Origin of the sequence: Flavisolibacter ginsenosidimutans (genome assembly GCF_007970805.1) — a bacterium.
GTDB lineage: Bacteria > Bacteroidota > Bacteroidia > Chitinophagales > Chitinophagaceae > Flavisolibacter > Flavisolibacter ginsenosidimutans.
In genome coordinates this window covers 1,408,774-1,425,290 of sequence record NZ_CP042433.1, presented here as the reverse complement: position 1 = coordinate 1,425,290, position 16,517 = coordinate 1,408,774, and the positions used below count along the sequence as shown (strand labels likewise).

The 16,517-nt window shown below is 46.2% G+C and carries 17 protein-coding genes; 4 read left to right on the top strand and 13 right to left on the bottom strand.

What is annotated here, in order from left to right; all coding sequences use genetic code 11:
* Window positions 1-87: 87 nt before the first annotated feature.
* The 5 genes from FSB75_RS05870 to FSB75_RS05850 form a co-directional block, all read right to left on the bottom strand.
* Window positions 88-699, bottom strand: a complete 612-nt coding sequence (locus tag FSB75_RS05870; protein WP_146784166.1) for an SCO family protein — start codon at window positions 697-699, stop codon at window positions 88-90.
* A 1-nt stretch (window position 700) separates the two neighbouring features.
* Window positions 701-2,485, bottom strand: a complete 1,785-nt coding sequence (locus FSB75_RS05865) for a cbb3-type cytochrome c oxidase subunit I (protein ID WP_227990782.1) — start codon at window positions 2,483-2,485, stop codon at window positions 701-703.
* A 174-nt stretch (window positions 2,486-2,659) separates the two neighbouring features.
* Entirely contained in the window at window positions 2,660-3,115 is a 456-nt protein-coding gene (locus FSB75_RS05860) for a cytochrome c oxidase subunit II (RefSeq protein ID WP_146784163.1), read from the bottom strand.
* A gap of 9 nt (window positions 3,116-3,124) precedes the next feature.
* Window positions 3,125-3,280 carry a cytochrome c oxidase subunit 2A gene (locus FSB75_RS05855; protein WP_146784160.1) on the bottom strand — a complete coding sequence of 52 codons (156 nt, stop codon included), beginning with the start codon at window positions 3,278-3,280 and terminating at the stop codon, window positions 3,125-3,127.
* Window positions 3,281-3,374: 94 nt separating this feature from the next.
* A complete protein-coding gene (locus FSB75_RS05850) occupies window positions 3,375-3,944 on the bottom strand; it encodes a GNAT family N-acetyltransferase (protein ID WP_146784157.1) in 570 nt (189 codons plus the stop codon).
* Window positions 3,945-4,080: 136 nt separating this feature from the next.
* Between FSB75_RS05850 and FSB75_RS05845 the strand changes: the two genes are divergently transcribed.
* Entirely contained in the window at window positions 4,081-5,370 is a 1,290-nt protein-coding gene (locus tag FSB75_RS05845) for a hypothetical protein (protein ID WP_146784153.1), read from the top strand.
* On the opposite strand, the gene FSB75_RS05840 is transcribed toward FSB75_RS05845, so the two are convergent.
* The 7 genes from FSB75_RS05840 to FSB75_RS05810 form a co-directional block, all read right to left on the bottom strand.
* The gene (locus FSB75_RS05840) at window positions 5,289-6,056 is read right to left on the bottom strand and encodes an ABC transporter permease (protein ID WP_146784150.1); all 768 of its coding nucleotides are present in this window, start codon (window positions 6,054-6,056) and stop codon (window positions 5,289-5,291) included. The genes FSB75_RS05845 and FSB75_RS05840 overlap by 82 nt on opposite strands.
* Window positions 6,057-6,137: 81 nt before the next feature.
* Window positions 6,138-6,881, bottom strand: coding sequence for an ABC transporter ATP-binding protein (locus tag FSB75_RS05835; RefSeq protein ID WP_146784147.1), 744 nt, complete (start codon window positions 6,879-6,881; stop codon window positions 6,138-6,140).
* The gene (gene nosD, locus FSB75_RS05830) at window positions 6,881-8,110 is read right to left on the bottom strand and encodes a nitrous oxide reductase family maturation protein NosD (protein ID WP_146784144.1); all 1,230 of its coding nucleotides are present in this window, start codon (window positions 8,108-8,110) and stop codon (window positions 6,881-6,883) included. The genes FSB75_RS05835 and nosD overlap by 1 nt, the downstream gene beginning before the upstream one ends.
* Window positions 8,111-8,128: 18 nt before the next feature.
* Complete coding sequence (locus FSB75_RS05825) at window positions 8,129-9,160, bottom strand: nitrous oxide reductase accessory protein NosL (protein ID WP_146784141.1); 1,032 nt, start codon at window positions 9,158-9,160, stop codon at window positions 8,129-8,131.
* A 73-nt stretch (window positions 9,161-9,233) separates the two neighbouring features.
* Complete coding sequence (locus FSB75_RS05820; RefSeq protein ID WP_146784138.1) at window positions 9,234-9,797, bottom strand: fasciclin domain-containing protein; 564 nt, start codon at window positions 9,795-9,797, stop codon at window positions 9,234-9,236.
* Window positions 9,798-9,873: 76 nt separating this feature from the next.
* The gene (nosZ, locus tag FSB75_RS05815) at window positions 9,874-11,892 is read right to left on the bottom strand and encodes a Sec-dependent nitrous-oxide reductase (protein ID WP_146784135.1); all 2,019 of its coding nucleotides are present in this window, start codon (window positions 11,890-11,892) and stop codon (window positions 9,874-9,876) included.
* Window positions 11,893-12,018: 126 nt separating this feature from the next.
* A complete protein-coding gene (locus tag FSB75_RS05810; RefSeq protein WP_146784132.1) occupies window positions 12,019-12,483 on the bottom strand; it encodes a c-type cytochrome in 465 nt (154 codons plus the stop codon).
* Window positions 12,484-13,130: 647 nt separating this feature from the next.
* Between FSB75_RS05810 and FSB75_RS05805 the strand changes: the two genes are divergently transcribed.
* On the top strand, window positions 13,131-13,628 hold the full coding sequence (locus FSB75_RS05805; protein WP_146784129.1) for a c-type cytochrome: 498 nt from the start codon (window positions 13,131-13,133) through the stop codon (window positions 13,626-13,628).
* 227 nt (window positions 13,629-13,855) lie between these two features.
* On the opposite strand, the gene FSB75_RS05800 is transcribed toward FSB75_RS05805, so the two are convergent.
* Complete coding sequence (locus tag FSB75_RS05800) at window positions 13,856-15,109, bottom strand: hypothetical protein (protein WP_146784126.1); 1,254 nt, start codon at window positions 15,107-15,109, stop codon at window positions 13,856-13,858.
* A 180-nt stretch (window positions 15,110-15,289) separates the two neighbouring features.
* Between FSB75_RS05800 and FSB75_RS05795 the strand changes: the two genes are divergently transcribed.
* Together FSB75_RS05795 and FSB75_RS05790 are read left to right on the top strand one after the other, a co-directional pair.
* On the top strand, window positions 15,290-15,811 hold the full coding sequence (locus FSB75_RS05795; RefSeq protein ID WP_146784122.1) for an RrF2 family transcriptional regulator: 522 nt from the start codon (window positions 15,290-15,292) through the stop codon (window positions 15,809-15,811).
* Complete coding sequence (locus FSB75_RS05790; protein ID WP_146784119.1) at window positions 15,756-16,499, top strand: DUF542 domain-containing protein; 744 nt, start codon at window positions 15,756-15,758, stop codon at window positions 16,497-16,499. The genes FSB75_RS05795 and FSB75_RS05790 overlap by 56 nt, the downstream gene beginning before the upstream one ends.
* Window positions 16,500-16,517 lie beyond the last annotated feature (18 nt).

Here is a 16,517-nt window from a genome sequence, read left to right as displayed (position 1 = left end):
TTTGATGTTTCTGCGGGCAAAGGTGTTTTTTCCTTTCCCCAAAAAGACTTACTTCTAACAGAAGGAAAACTGATTTTGGTCAGTTGCTCAGTTTTCTTTTTGCAGACGGTTAATGTCGCGAATGAGATTTGCCACCTCTGTATCGTTCGTGCCGTTGTAATAACCGCGAATGCGGCCCTGCTTGTCAACAAGCACCAATGATTCGCTGTGAATAAAATCCTGTGGCCCGCCGTCACCATCGGTTGCCGTTACCCGAAAGCTTTTGCGGGCCATCGCATAAATTTCTTTTTTGCTACCGGTGAGTAAATGCCAGGCGCCTTCAACGTTCATTCGCGATGCAAAGTTTTGCAGTTGTGCAACCGTGTCCCTTTCGGGATCAACGCTGAATGAAGTGATGAGAAAATTTTTGTCGTTGCGATAAACGTTCTGCACTTTCACCAGGTTTCGCATCATTTTCGGACACACAACGGGACAGTGCGTAAAGAAGAAATTGGCCACGACAATTTTATCGTTCCAATCCTTTAACGATATCGTTTTGCCGTACTGGTTTGTCAGATTAAAATCTCCAACACGGTGTTCTTGGCTTACCAACACCGGCAGCCTTGTAAATTGATTCTCGTACCATTTCACCACAGCAAAAACCGTAAGTGGTAGAATGACCACTGCGGCAATGAATATCCAATGACCGTGTTTTTTCATCTTAATTTTTATTGAATGATAGTGGTTTTGTTAAGCCGGTAGTAGTCGTTGCAGAAGGTTGTTCCGTTTGCACGGGCACGGGATTGTCCGGCGTAAAGCGTGGCGCACCTGGACCGGGGTTTTTTGTTGCATCAACGAAAGCCGGGACGTACGCAATCACCAAAATCACTGCCATCGCCGCAAGCCAGGGTTTGAATTTATCAAATAGCGGAATTCTTTTTTCGTCGTGCAAAGCTTCGCTCACGGGGAAGGTAAGCATGCCTTCTGCTGAACGTTTCTTCAACATCGTTCCAAAAAACACAACCAGGAACATTATGCCTGCAATGAACATGATGATGCCGCCGAGCAAACCAAGCATGGTAGTGGGTACCCACTCCGGCGTAAACAATTCGCTTTTAGGATTCAGGTACGTGAGGCCAAGATTGGTGCGGCGCGGTTCGCCAATCAATCCGCCCCAGGAAAGCCCCGTAGAAAAGATCAGGATGCCGATGACCCAGAGATAAGGAATAATGACGGCGACTTTGGACATGAACAATTTTTTTCCCGATGTGGTTTGGTACAAATAAAGGCTCATGCCGATGATGCCGAGGAACACAGGGCCCGCAACCGTCATGTGAAAATGCCCGGGTATCCAGGCCGAGTTGTGAATGGTGTTATTCAACTCACTGGAGGCATTTACGATGCCGGTTAAGCCGCCGAAGATGAAGAGAAACAACCCGCAAATAAGATAAGCAAACAAGTAGCGGTCAGTATCCAAATATGGAAGTTTGGTAAAGAAGCCGAGCAGGCCTTTTGCGCCGCGTTTGCGTCCCGCATATTCCAGCGAAGCCGCAATGGTAAAAGCCGTGATGAAACTGGGAATGGTAACGCCAAACGTAAGGATGCTTTGAAAAAGCTTGATGCCTTTTGTAATGGAAGGATCGGAGAATTGATGATGAACGCCAACGGGAACAGAGTAGATTAAAAACAGGAAGGCTGCAATGCGGCCGGCCATGTCGGAGTAAAGTTTGCCGCCGGCCAGTTTGGGTAAAAAATTATAGTACATCACGTAAGCCGGCAGCAGCCAAAAATAAACCAGCGCATGACCAAAGAACCAAAACAAGGTGCGGGCAAGCGTTACGTTCACCGTTGGTTTATAACCCAAGGCCCAAGGTAAAATAACCACGAGCACTTCATAGGCAACCGCCAGCGTACACACAAACCAAATGATGAAATTGACGAGGGTGCCGAGTACAGCCAACGGCGTTTTTGTTTCGGGATTTTCGCGTTTCCATTGGCGGTACAGTCGTGACCAATCGAACAAGGGAAACCAGGAGCCAACGATTAACAAAGCCGTGCCGAGATAAAAAAGCGGGTGACCTTTCAACGGAGGATAAAACGTGTACAGCACAGAAGCCTTGCCCGAAAGCATCGCCCAAGCGGCCATCAGCGTACCGATGACCATGAACCAAAAGCTGAGAAGCGTAAGCGTTTTGGTGGGCTCTCGTTTTAAATAAAACGTGATGGTGGCGTGCCCGAATGCCACTGCAAAAAAAGTAGTTAATACAATCGCGTTGATGACACCGTGAAGCGTGAGGCCCTGGTAATAATCAAGGCCGGCAAAAGCTGACTGGTGTAAAACACCGGCACGGTAAATTACCTGCATTAAGCCGTGATAAATACCAATCGACAGAAGCGCCAACGGGATGCCCAATTCCCAGTAAATAATTCTTTTCAGCCAGGGCGAAAGTTGCCAATCGCCAAGGCTCAATGCGTTTTGATTTGCGTTCGTGTTTTCGGTCATCATTCAATATTGAAAGCGTTTCAAAAATTGTTCAGTAGCATTACAAGCCCTTGAAGAGTGCGACGCAACGAATGTTTAATAGTAGCAGCGCTGCCTGGTTCATACAAATTTTTACGTTAAAAGGATAACAGGAAAGTTTCTTCAACCCCAGTCCTCGTTTTAGGAAAACAGGGGTTTTTATCTCGCCGCCGGATCGTTTACAATCACTTCGGCCTGCATGTTTTGATGACCGGTGCCGCAGTATTCGTGGCAGGTGATTTTATACACGCCGGGCTTGTCAAACTTCACCGTTTGCTTGTTGATATTCCCGTACACGGCCATCATGTTCACGTTTTTTTCTGAAATGAAAAAGCCGTGCACTACGTCTTTCGAAGTGAGATAAAAATCTACGTCACTGCCTACGGGAATGTAAATCTGTGCCGGTTGAAACTGCCACATCTGCGCTACCGCAAACACCTGGTAAGTTTTATCATCAAGCTTTGTCACCTTCGGTTCGGTGTAGGTTTTGTTAAACGGAATGCACGCAGGCAAATCGTTGTATTTGCTTCGTGCATACAACATGGAAAAAATAAAAACAGCCACAAGCGCACCGCTGATCATCAACACCCGTTTTTCAAATCTGTCAATTTGCATAGGATTGATTTAGACGCGTTGAAGCATGATGTAATAGATACCGTACCAAATGACAATTCCAAGAACAACGAGAATGAGAAAAAACGCAATAGCGCCTTTGGGCTTAAAAGTTTTATCAAATTCGAGATCCGCTTTGTCGGTCGGCGGCAGGTCCTGTCTTTCCATTGCTGACTTCTTTAGACAGTCAAAATTATTTTTGACAGCGTACAGAACGGGTGATGCGGCGAAAGAACAAACCTGATTTTTGTCAGGTTTGCGTTTAAATGAAAGACTGTGCGGACGGCGTGAGAAGGGAATAGATTGCGCTGTCTAAAAACCGCCCGTCGTAGAAACAGTTTTCTTTGAAGTAAGCTTCTTTTACAAAACCGTTGCGTTCCAAAAGATTGATGGAAGCTACATTTGAAGGATTCACATTGGCCTCGATAGAGTGAAGGCGCATCTCGTTAAAACCGTAATTCAAAACAACCTTCATCGCTTCGTACATGAGGCCCTTGCCTTGCAGCGAAGGATGTAAAAGGTAGCCGATTTCGGCGCGGTAATTTTCTTTTTGAATGCGCCAGAAACCAATGGTGCCGCGCAACACATTTGATTCTGTTTTTGGATAAATGCCCCAGGTAATGCCTTCGTTTTTGTTTACGGCATCAGTGATGAGTTTTATCAGCGCAACCACTTCATTCATGTTTTGCGCGGGTGGACGGTCGAGGTATTTCATAACCTCTTTGTCGGAGCGAATTGAAAACAAGTCAGGCGCATCCCCTTCGTTTATTTGTTTGAGCAACAAACGTTCGGTTTCGCGTTGAGGGAAAGGAGAGAAGTGGAGTGAAAGCATGGAGTGAAGGTAAGGGCGCAAAGGTTTGATTTATTCTGCCCGGCAATAAGATGCATTGCTTCAAATCTGACAAAAATCAGTTTTTGTTTTGACTGCGGTTGCGTATTCCCCTTGCTTACCTTCGGATTTTTGAACGATGATTATTACAGCGGTGCTCAGTGAGAAGGCAAAAGAAAAGGTGGCAAAAATTCTTTTGCAAGCGGCTTTTTTCAACCTGTTTCTGGTGGCGGTTTTGGGGCTTACGCTTCGTTCGACTCCTTTGCTGGATCGTTTTCCTTTTGTTTACAAAAACCTTCTGCACGGCCACTCGCATTTTGCCTTTGGCGGCTGGATATTGCCGGTGTTGATTGCGCTGGTAATGAAAGCTTTTCCCGAATTAACCGGCCGCATTGCGGCAAAACACTGGCGGACTATTTCTGTGCTCACGCTGCTTTCTGCTTACGGCATGTTGGTTTTTTTCCCGTTGTACGGTTACAAGGGCATCAGCATTTTTTTCTCCACACTTTCGATTGCTGCTACTGTTTATTTTGCCGTTGTTGTTTGGCGTGCGGTTAAAGGCCAAAGCCTGACCGTCGCACACCGTTTTTTAATTTGGGGATTGATTTATGCCGTTGTTTCTTCCCTTGGTCCGTTTGCAACCGTTCCGTTGATCGTTACCGGAAAGCAAGGCACGCCGCTTTATTTCGACCTGATCTACTTCTACCTGCATTTTCAATACAACGGCTTTTTTACGTTCATCGTGCTGGCGCTTTTGTATCGCAACCTGCAGACTAAAAGCACGAAAGTTTTTCGATTAATGAATCTTGCCTGCGTTCCCGCTTATGCACTTTCGGTGCTGTGGCATCAACCCTCTTTTGTTTTCAACATCATTGGCGGCGTTGCAGCAGTTCTGCAACTTGCAGCCTTGTATTTTTTATGGCTTGATGTTAAGAAAACCGGTTTATCAATCTTGCTTTCTTTTTCTCTTTGCGCTTTTGCGCTAAAAATTTTTTTGCAGGCTGCCGGTGCTTTTCCTGCGGTTGCGGTAATGGCTTATGACGTGCGGAATTTTGTGATTGCTTATTTGCACCTTGTTTTGCTGGGCTTTATCAGCATGAGTGTGTTTGCGGCCATCGCGAAAAGCATTGAGCAGAAGAAACTTTTTCGATTTGGTATTGGCTTGTTTCTTTTTTCTTTCTTCACGACCGAAACCCTTCTTTTGTTTCAAGCCTTATTTGCTGCGAAGCTTTTGCAGGTTGTCATTCCATCTACGTCGCAACTGCTGTTTGTGTTTAGCCTTCCTTTTGCGGCAGGGGCTTTACTCATGGCCATCGCGGTAAGCAAAAGCAGCCACAGTATCGCTTCTTACAAATCCTTTTTGTTGAACGAACGAAGCGCAAACAACAGCGGCAGCACGATCCAGGCGAGCATTACGGCAAGTGTGTAAAGCAGACCCATACCGCTGCCGAAGAATTCTTTAAAGGTTGCGCCGGTGTAACCCATCAGGGCACTTACGTCCATTTGCAACATGAGGTAAATGCGGCCCAGGTCAATGGGATTGAATGACGAAAAGGCCACCATAAATTTTTCGAGCGGATAATCGCTGAACGCAAAGAGAACGAGCAAGAGCAAGCCGTCGAAGATGAGCGCAAAATAAAACCAGAGCAGCAGCGCCACGCCAATGCCGCGGGCTTTGTCGCGTGATTTAACGGAGGCAAAGAAAGCAATGGCCGTAAACGCAAGCGTCAGCAGACTTCCCACCAGCAACAAAGCCGCACCGGTGCTGTCGAAATGATAAATGATAACCGGAATGCCAACGCCGATCAAATAAGCCGTTACCAGCGAAGAGCCGATGCCGGCAAACTCGCTCAGCAAAACTTTTTTGCGGCTCACGGGTTGGGTAAGCATCAGTTCAATGAACTCGTAGGAATTGTACCAGTGAATGGTTGAGAAGACCATGCTCACCAGCGGAATGACGATAAGCACAATATTCAACAAACTCAACACAGCTTTGCTGCTGTTTTCTTCCATTTGAAAGAGCGAAAAAGAAACAACGAGCAGGAAGGCGGTGTACGCAATCACTACTCGGTTCCGCAGAATATCGTAAAGAACGTATTTGGATAGTTTGAGCATGGTTTAATAATTGAGTGGTTGATTTGTGGATGGGGTGCTTCGTTTGCCTGCTGCCAATTGTTTATTGCTTATTGATGCCCACTACTTCGCAATTCGCAGATAGGCCACGTCTTTTTCTTTTATTTCGTTTCTCATTACTGCGGCAATGGCGCGGCTTAATTTGTCTTCGCCGGTCATTTCGTACAATTCAAGCATGGATTTGTTGAAAACGACTTTGCCGTCCTGCAGGTAAAGCACGTGGGTTGTCAGTTCTTCCAAATCGCTTAAGATGTGCGAGGTGATTAAAATGAGTTTGCCCTTTGCTTTTTCAGCGATGATTTTTTCTTTTAAAATCTCCGAAGCCACCGGGTCAAGGCCGGCGGTTGGCTCGTCCAAAATCAGCACATCGGCATCAAACAAAAAAGCCAGGGCGGCGCTTACTTTTTGGCGCGTGCCGCCGGATAAAGACTTCATGCTTTTATCCAGCATCGTATCGAGCTTGAAGCGGTAAAAGAGTTCTTCGTCCACTTTTGTGTCTTTGCCGCGCAGGTTGCGAATCATGTCAAAGATTTGCCCGATTTTCATGTTGTCGGGGTAACGGCCAATTTGCGGCATGTAGCCGATGTGCTTGCGGTAATTAATGTCTTTATCCACCGAAATTCCGTTGAAAAGCACTTGGCCGTTGTCGGGTTTTACCAAGCCCAAAATGGACTTGATGAGCGTTGTTTTACCCGAACCGTTCGGGCCAATAAGTGAAACAACCTGGCCTTTGCTGAACTCAACGTTTACGTTGTTCAGCGCTTGCAATTTTTTAAACCGTTTGTGCAGGTTTTCTATCTTAATCATTACTTGCTCCTTTTCATTAAGGGTTGTTCGTCAACCATGTTTTCGGGTGTCAGGCTGGGAATGGCTTTCTCCGCCTTGTCCAAAAGCGTAACCATAAAACTGCGCATTAATATAGCTGCGTTAGGGTTTTGCTCAATCACCATCGAGTACATGCTCACCGGGTGATAAGCCACGTCGCCAATGCCGTCGCGGTTTAAATCGTAGCCGTCGTATTTATCCCAATAATTGTTGTAAAAACGATTCAGCATAAGTGTGCCGTTCGTGCCCACGTCAAAAGTGTTGCCCACAAAATTGTTATGGTGTACCGTGTTCTCGTTGCAGCTTGCCGAAATGCGCAAGGCATAGCCACTACCGGTGAATGAATTGCTGGACACTTCGATTCGGTTGGTGCTTTCCATTAAAATGCCCACTGTGTTTTGAGTAAAGCCGTTCTCAATAATTTGTCCGTCGGAAATTTCTTTGAGCAAAAGACCGTACGCATTGCCGCCCCAGTTGTGAACAAACTGATTTTTTACCATCACCACACGGCGCGAATACATCACGGCCACACCCGCACCGTTGTCGCGAAAGATATTTTGAATGTAACTGTCGTCGTTGGAGAACATGAAATGCAAACCGTAGCGAATGTTGTTGTGGCTGTTATTCTGTTGAATCACCGAGTTGGTAACAAACTCAAAATAAATTCCGTCGCGGTGACCGTGAATTTCGTTTCCTTTCACCAGCATGTTGTCGCATTTCCAAAGGTGAATGCCGTTGCCGGAAGTTTGCTCGGTTTTGGTGAGGCCGGAAATGCTGTTGTCTATTACCGCACAATAAGAAGAGGCGGAAATATGCACGGAAAAAAAAGCGTTGAAAAACGTGTTGTTTTGAATGAGTACACGCGAAGAATTGATCACTTTAACTGAGGCGTAATCGTTCAGCGTGGAAAAGCCGGAATACTGAAAGCGAAGATTTTTGACGACGATGCCGCTGCCGCTAACGGTGAGGATTTCGTATTTGCCTTCGCCGTCAAGCACAGCGCCTTCTTCGCCCAGCAGGGTGATGGATTTGGTAAGAACAATATTGCCTTCTTTGTAAAGCCCCTTTTTGATTAAAACCGTATCGCCGTTCGCTGCGGAGGCAATCGCAGCTTTAATTGCCGTGTAGGTTTGTTCCTTACCCACGGGCAGCGTTCGTGCAAAGGCACACTGCACGCAAAGCAGGGAAAGTATCGTGAGGATTCGTTTCATTTTCGTTGTGTCGTCGTCTTAGAGTTCTTTCTGCAGCGCTTTCCAGTCCGTAGTTTGGCCTGCAAGTTCTGCGCCTTTTTTATCGGCCACGTCTTTGGTGGCAAAAGCCGCTGCGTTACCGTTCATGGGGCTTTTCAATTGCGGACTCACAACCAGGTGAGCCGTTGCTGCGTCAATAAAATTATTTGGATTGTTGTAGTCAATGAAAAGCGTTTGCTTCACATCGCTTTCTTTCACCTTGCCGTCTTTTAGAAAGGCCGCAAGGCAATGCACATCATCAAACTTGAAGACCTTTCCTTTCGTGGTTACGATCTCCGCGCCAAAATGCGGATCCATGATCGTCATGCGGCAATCGTCGCAAAGGTCTTTGCCGTAAACAAAAGGTTCAGGCTTTGAAGAACAGGAAGTAAAAATTAAGCTTAGTGCGGAAGCAACGACAACGGATGATTTTGCGAAGGATACATTTTGTTTTGCAAACTTTCGTCCGCGTACCCATTCCAGGAAATAAACAAGAAAGAATATTGCACCTGCGCCAAGAACGATCCAGCCGCCAACATCAGGATAAGAATACGCATCAAAATTCAGCAGGGTTTTATGGCCTACAACTGGCGGCTGATAGGTGAGGCCGGGAACTTTAATAGCGGCTTTTGGATCAAGGTTATGGCCGTAATCGTAGCCCCATTTGTAAAAATCATACAGGGCTGCACCGGCCATAACCAGGGTTAAAAAAAGAAGGGAAAGAAGCAGTTTGCGGCTGCCGGTGAGTGCTACCATCAAACCGTAAACAATGAAAGCGCCGAGGATATAAACCATATAACCAAATTCGGGAAACATGTTCTCGTTTATGTGCTTCATGCCGATGTAGTGATTCAGGCCATTAATGATGTCCACTTGGCCCGAAAGCTTGGTCAGCCAGATTTGCATCGTCAGACCTTCGGGGTATTGCGGCGCAATCAAAAAGATAAACCAAACGGGCAAAAAGAAAACAGCCGTCATGGCCAGCGAGGCAAAAGCGATTAACAAACGGGAAGAAATGCGCATCTTTTTCATACAATGGTTTTACAGTTTTCCGGGCTTTCGAAGCCTTTCCTTTTTGCTAAGCATTCAAAATTTCACTGGACTTTTATTTGGCCGGTGGCAGCAGCACTTCATCTACTACGTGAATGATGCCGTTAGAAGCGGGAATGGACGCAACGATGTGTGCCTTGTTGTTGATGGTTATTTTTCCATCGGCCGATTTGCTGATGGTGATGTTGCCACCGTTTACTTCGTTTAAGGTTTGTCCGTCCTGCATCAAATCGGTTTTAAGACTTCCCACATAAACGTGGTATTGCAAAATGTCCTGCAGCTTTGCTTTGTTCTCGGGTTTCATCAAATCTTCCACGGTGCCTTTTGGTAATTTTTCAAAAGCTGCGTTGGTAGGAGCGAATACCGTAAACGGTCCGGCGTTGGACAAAGCATCTACCAATTCGGCTTGTTTTACTGCCGCAACAAGCGTGGTGTGGTCGGGCGAACCGGCGGCTACTTTTACCACGTCTTTTGCAGATTCATCATCCTTAACGGCTGATTGGCCGGCGCGGGTTTGTTCTTCAGGAGTATTGGTTTTTGTTGTCTCTGTTGTTGTGTTTCCCGAATTGCAGGACCACAACAGAAGCGAGGCTAATCCAAGAACAAAAATTTTTCTCATAAAATTTTTTAATCAGGTGGAAGAAATGTCCGTCAACCGTCCGGAGCATTTCGCTCCGGACGGATCGGACTATTGTTTAAGGTTTGGTTGTTTTTGCTTTTGAGCTGTCAGCAGGGTTTGCGGTAGCGCCGTTGTTTTTACCTGTGCTGAACAAAAGTGCCACGTTGCTTCCGGCAGGCGATACTCTCAAATATCCTTGCATCTCCTGGTGCAGCGCCGAGCAAAAATCCGTGCAATAGAAAGGAAAGATGCCAACTCTGTCGGGCTTGAACGCGAGTGTCTGCGTTTCGCCGGGCATGATTAAAATCTCCGCATTGTTGGCGCCTTTTACAGCGAAGCCGTGAGGTACGTCCCAGTCTTGTTCCAGGTTGGTTACGTGGAAAAAGACTTCGTCGCCAATTTTCACGCCTTCAATGTTGTCGGGTGTTAAGTGCGACCGGATGGCCGTCATGTACACATCAACCCTGTTGCCGTTGCGTACTACTTTTGTTTGACCCTCGCCTTTGGCTACAAAGGGGTGCATATTTTCTTCTATCTTATAAATCTTGCGCTGCTTGCTCATAAGCATCGAAGCTGGAATGGCTTCGGCATAGTGAGGCTCGCCGTTTGTGGGAAAGTCAAGAATCAACTTCATCTTGTCGCCGCTGATGTCGTAAAGCTGTGCGCTTTGCGTCAATTCGGGGCCAGTGGGCAGGTAACGGTCTTTGGTGATTTTGTTGTACGCAATCACGTATTTGCCGTAAGGCTTCGCCGTAGGGCCGCCGGGTATTGACAAGTGACCGATTGAATAATACGTCGGCACGCGGTCAAGCACTTTCAAATCTTTGATGTTCCATTTCACAATCTCAGATGAAACGAACATGGAGGTATACGCATTACCCTTGCCGTCAAACTCGGTGTGCAAAGGGCCGAGGCCGGGCTTTTGTACTTCGCCGTACAGGGCCGCGTCGTATTTGATTACAGGGATGCCGTCATAATCACCGTCGTAGGTTTTGTTGGCAATGGCCTGCTGAATTTTTGTGAAAGAAAATACAGGAATCAACGCGGCAAGTTTACCCGAGCCAACGATGTATTCGCCGGTAGGATCGGTGTCGCAACCGTGCGGTGATTTAGGACAAGGAATGAAGTACAGCATGTCCGGGCACTCTTTCGGATCAAGCGTCGTTACTTCGTTCATCATGGTTGAAGTGGCAGTGTGCGTACTTTCGTTGTACACGTTGTGCGCATACTTCACGGCTTCTTTTTTGCCTTTGCCGGCCTTTAAATATTCTTCTGCTTTCTTCCAGTTCACCGCCATGATGAAGTCTTTGTCTTTAGCCGATGCGTTCACCTCCAAAAGCGTGTTTGCTTTTTCGGTGTTGTAGCAGCTAAAAAACATCCAGCCATGCGACTTGCCTTTGCCCGCACGGGCAAGGTCGAAGTTGACGCCAGGTGTTTTAATTTGGAAGGCAATGCTCATGTTGCCTGTGGTGGGGTCAGGATGAATAAAGCTCACCGTGCCGCGAAAGTTTTGCTTGTACGTGTTGATGGGTACGTCGCCGTTCTGGTCGTCCAGCGGAACGGAGAAGCGTGTGCCGGCAACAACGTACTCGGAGTTTTCGGTGATGAAAGGAGAGGAGTGATTGCCGGCGCTGTTCGGAATCTCAATGATTTCCGCCGTACGGAATGTTGAGAGGTCAATGCGGGCAATGCGGGGCGTGTTGTTGCCATTAACAAAAACCCATCGTCCATCGTGTTCGCCGTTCGTTTCCGAAATAGCAAGGTGGTGAAGATCGTCCCAGGGCACAAAGCCATGAGAGGTATTCAGCATGGGCTTTGTTTCTTCGCTAAAGCCGTAGCCGCTTTCGGTTGATTGCGAAAACACGGGCACAACGCGAAACAAGCGTCCCGAAGGGATGCCATAGATTCCAAGCTGTCCGTTGAAGCCGCCAGAGACGATGTTGTAAAACTCGTCGTACTTGCCGGGAGCAACGTATGCTTTTTCCGCCGCGTCGCCGCTTACGGCTGCCTGTGCGCCTTTGGGCTTGCAACTGTACAAGGCGCCCGCAGCAACAGCGGTCAATGCAAGCGAGGCCATTAGTTTTCGATGAGACATATACATATAATTGGGTTTAAAATTTTGCGTTGTTATTTTTTGGGACCAGAGGTTCGCCTATCTATTTAACATCCGTTGCAAGTTTATCCTGAGCATGCCGAAGGGCACTCGTGTGCGTTCGGTGCGCTATTCGCCATCGTTCTTCCGTTGAAACTCCAACACCTTTCTTGCTTCGTCACGGTTTAAGTTTTGATTGGGCATCCTCACTAAGCAATCTTCCAGCAGGCGTTGCGCTACGGGGTCTTTTTCCAGCATCATGTCCACGTTGGTTACCATGTTGATGATCCATTCGGGGCTTCTTCTTTTGGTTACGCCTTTCCAGCCCGGACCAACGAGCTTTTCGTCTGTTAGCTTATGACAGGAAGAACATTTTACATCGTAAATACTTTTGCCTTCGGTCACCCATTGGTCGTTTAGTGGATACGTGAGTTGAATATCGCCTGGCTTTACTTCCGCGCCGTGTTCTTCTGGCTGGTTTTTAGTCAGTTCCTGCAGGTCTAACTTTTCTTTGTGCGTGGGTGTTTTGCTCACGCAGCTTTCAATCATAAAAGCAGAAAAGAAAAAGAGAAGCAAAGACAGTTTTGTTTTCATAATGCTCTTTAAATGTTTAAAAGACATCCGTGTCTTTAAAGCACAAATGTATTTGTGCCAATACCCATGAGCTGTGATGTCCATCATCGCAAAAGATGATATTTCTCACGTTGGAAAAGTCTTTTGCCGCCAGTAAAAATTGCACTTTTTATAAGTAAGCCCTAAAGCAGTTGTCGCCTCCATAAATCATTTATCGTTGTGGCACAAGGCCCGCCAAAGGGTAGAATACAGAATTTAGGTTAAATGCATAAGGTATTATTCTCGCTTACTGTTGAGCATTTTGTAGATTTAGCTACTCAATTTTTAAACAGAGAGTGGTTATTTATTTCTGGTTATAAAGACTTGGTGTCGCATATAAAGTGATCAGCCCTAAACGGCCAAGTCCGCTGTTTTGCTGCTGAAAAGGGTTGAACAACAACAACAAGAACTACCCAATGTCACGGCAAAAAACTTATGTCCGGATTGAAAGCACGGAATGACAACTCTATTGATTTCGTCAGCCAAAAACTATAACAGCAGGTTCATCAAAAGACATGCGTATCTTAAATCATTGCAACAACTGATTTTGCTCAGGTTTTTTTATGACCTTCGTGGCACAATTTTATCTGCTCTAAAACAGCAATTCCAGAATCACTAAATCAACTATTATGAATCAAAAGCGTTCGGTTTCTTTCCTTTTCATTGCCGCAGTAAGCGGTCTGATTGCCTGTAATTCTGCCGGCAATAATAAATCTGCTTCGGCCGATAGTTCATCCTCTGCACAAAGCACTACAACAACGGGTAACACAGCCGCTTCGGGTGATGCTACCAAGGGAATTGGCTCTCACCAAAGCGTTCAACTCACGCATCCACTGGACGATAAAATGATAGCAGCCGGCAAAAGCACTTACGATGTAAAATGCCAGAGCTGCCACAAGCTGACAGATGAAAAACTTGTTGGTCCGGGCTGGAAAGGCGTAACCGATCGCCGCACGCCGGAATGGATTATGAACTTTGTAACCAACACCGATGAAATGATTGAAAAAGATCCGGCAGCCCAAAAATTGCTGGAAGAATGCTTGGTGCGCATGCCCAACCAAAGCCTCAGCGAAACCGATGCCCGCTCTGTGCTTGAATTCATGCGCAACAACGACGGCAAGAAATAAGTTCTTGTCAGGCGCTCCGAAACAAAAGACACTTATTTTCGGACTATACAAAAGAAAAAGAAAACCCGGTCACCAGATTGTGACCGGGTTTTCTTTTGCAGTAAAATCTTAGCTGGTTTGATGCCTCGCTTGCGTTAACGTTCCAAACGATAAGGTACAGAAAATGCTAGCTCAAAAGAGAGCATCAATCGTGCAACGGTTGGTTTGATAAAGTGAAATTAGATTGCTCAAACGGACGTTGCAAACCTTGTTTCCGTCTTCTTGCTTGTTTTAATAAAATGAAATGTAGCAGCTAAACTCAGGGCGCCGATAAAAAGCAGAATTGCCGCGCCCCACAACAACCAATTGTAAACATTGCTGTTGGTTTTAAACAAAATTTCCAGGCCTTGTATCATAAGGAGGCTTTCATTTGCAAGCACGCCTGTTCCAAACAAATAAAATGGAAACGCAACGATTTTTTTGTGGCGGTGAAAATACCCTTCTTCTAAAAAAACACTAAAAATAAAAAAGCTTACAAAGGCCAAAAATACAAGGTGTAAAAAACCAATGATAACCGGTCTTGCGCCGTAAACAGCATGGCCCAGCGGCGGGTAAATGGTTCCAATGGTGAGCAGCATTTTAAGCGCAAACGAAACAAACGAAGCCGTCCAGAAAACCTTCGCAAGCGGTTGGTCAATAATATTGCTGGCAGCAGACTTCTTAAACTCGGGAAGAAAATAAATGACGCTGGCTAAAATGCACAAACAGCCAATAGCCGCCAGCACGTAAAAAATAAGCTGGTTGTGCCAAAGCAACGCCAAAAACAAAGCTGGAAAAACCGAAGCAAGCAGCAAAAGACTGAACCGTTTTGCAGCAGGTGGGAGCGAAAAGCCTTTCCTAATCCACCGGGAAAAGAAAACGGCAAAAACAGATAAGGTAAAAAAGCCGTTGTACTGGAAATGCAAAAAGGTGTAAACCGAGTCGCGGTAGAGCAGGGAGTTGCCCGATTTTGTAAAAAGAATGTAAGACAAGCCAAGCGGGCCAATGGCAGACAGAAGCAGCGACACAACTGCGCCAATGCTTAGCCACCGAACAACGGGATGAAGTGGCGGCTGTTGCCGCAAATCTTTAAAAAAAAGCCAGCCAAAAACATAGGTCACCAAAATATAAGCGCTGGAAAAAAAGATAGAAACGGCGTTATAGCCCGTGAACGGGAAGGTGAATGCCATGCCCAGCGAACTGATTTCAAGACCCCACAAAACGCCTTGATACCGTTTCTTCTCCGCCAGTTTGGGAGACATTACATCGTAAATCAAAACCACAATCAACACGAGGCCAACCCAACCGCTAAAGGCAAAATGCGAATGCGCACTCAGCAGGTTTCGGTAATCAAGAAAAGGAATAGAGAAAAGAATCTTGCTGCGCATGAGCAAGCCAAACATAGCCACCAATCCTAAATTCAATAAACCAAGTCCGATCCAAAAGCGCTTATCTTTTTGCATAATCCGAAGCTTTTTCAGCAAGAAACATTCCACGCGGCCACGCCGGTTCTTTTACAAAAACAAATGCCGCAAATTCGGCCGCTGTATTTTGACACAAGCTAAGTTGTATCAAACTTCTGGCTGACAAAAATCATCTTTCCCCCTGCAAACAGAAAATAGATTTGTCGCTAACTGTGGCGTATGCTGTTTTCAAAATCCTTTGGTTATGCGGTGCGAGGTGTGTTGTATATCACATTGATGCAGGACAGCAAACAATTTGTGCAGGCCGAAGAAATTGCGGTACAACTGTCCGCGCCGCGATACTTCATGAGCAAGATTTTGAAAAACCTCGTGAAGGCCGGCGTACTTGCTTCTTCGAAAGGGAAAACCGGTGGCTTTACTGTGAACGAAAAGACGCGAAGCCTGTCTCTATCGTTTTTGGCGGAGATAACCGACGGCACCGACATGTTTAACAAATGCGTTTTGCGTCTGCAGGATTGCGATGTGAACAATCCTTGTCCCGTTCATGAGCAGATGCACGGCCTTCGCCAACGCTTGCAGGCATTATTGTCCTCCGCCAGCATTAACGATTTACTGCATGGCGACAAAGAACATTTTATAAAAAGCATTGCTACAGCTTACAAACCAACAGACTTTAACGACCGATATGCAAATAGAAAAAGCCACCGCGCTACCAACCGTATCACAAATGGTAAGAGATGATTATCGTCTTGCCGATGTTTTCAAAAAATGGGGCATCAATTATTGTTGTGGCGGCAACTTGCCGCTGCAAGAAGCCTGCGCCGCAAAAAACATAAACCTTGAATTGTTGGAGACTGAACTAAACGAAGCCACCAAAACAATAAGCCTTCCAAACGCTTTACAGTTTAACGAATGGCCCGTTCTGTTTCTGCTCGACTACATCATTTACGTTCACCACAGCTATTTAAAAAAGGCCATACCCTTGCTTACCCAAACCCTGAATTCTTTTGTTGCGGGACATTTAAAAAAATATCCTTACCTGGCGGCTGTGGAAGAAACCTTTCAAAACCTTGCCGCCGTTTTGCTGGAGCATACCGAGGCCGAAGAAGAAAGCATATTCCCGTATTTAAAGCAGGTCAGCAACACGTATGAACGCAAGGAAGCTTACGGTCACTTGTTTGTGCGCACCATGCGCAAACCTTTGGTGGAAACAATCAGCAAAGAACACAACCGCGTAAGCTCTTTGTTGCTCTCACTGCGCCAGCAAACAAACAATTACCGCTTTACCGACGATGCCTGTACCAATCACAGGGTCATTTATCACAAGCTGAAAGCCTTTGATGCCGACCTGACGCAACACACGCACCTGGAGAACAACGTTCTTTACCCCAAAGTATTGGCGATGGAAAAAACCTTGCTTCAGGTTTGAGGCCTCTGTTTTAAGTTT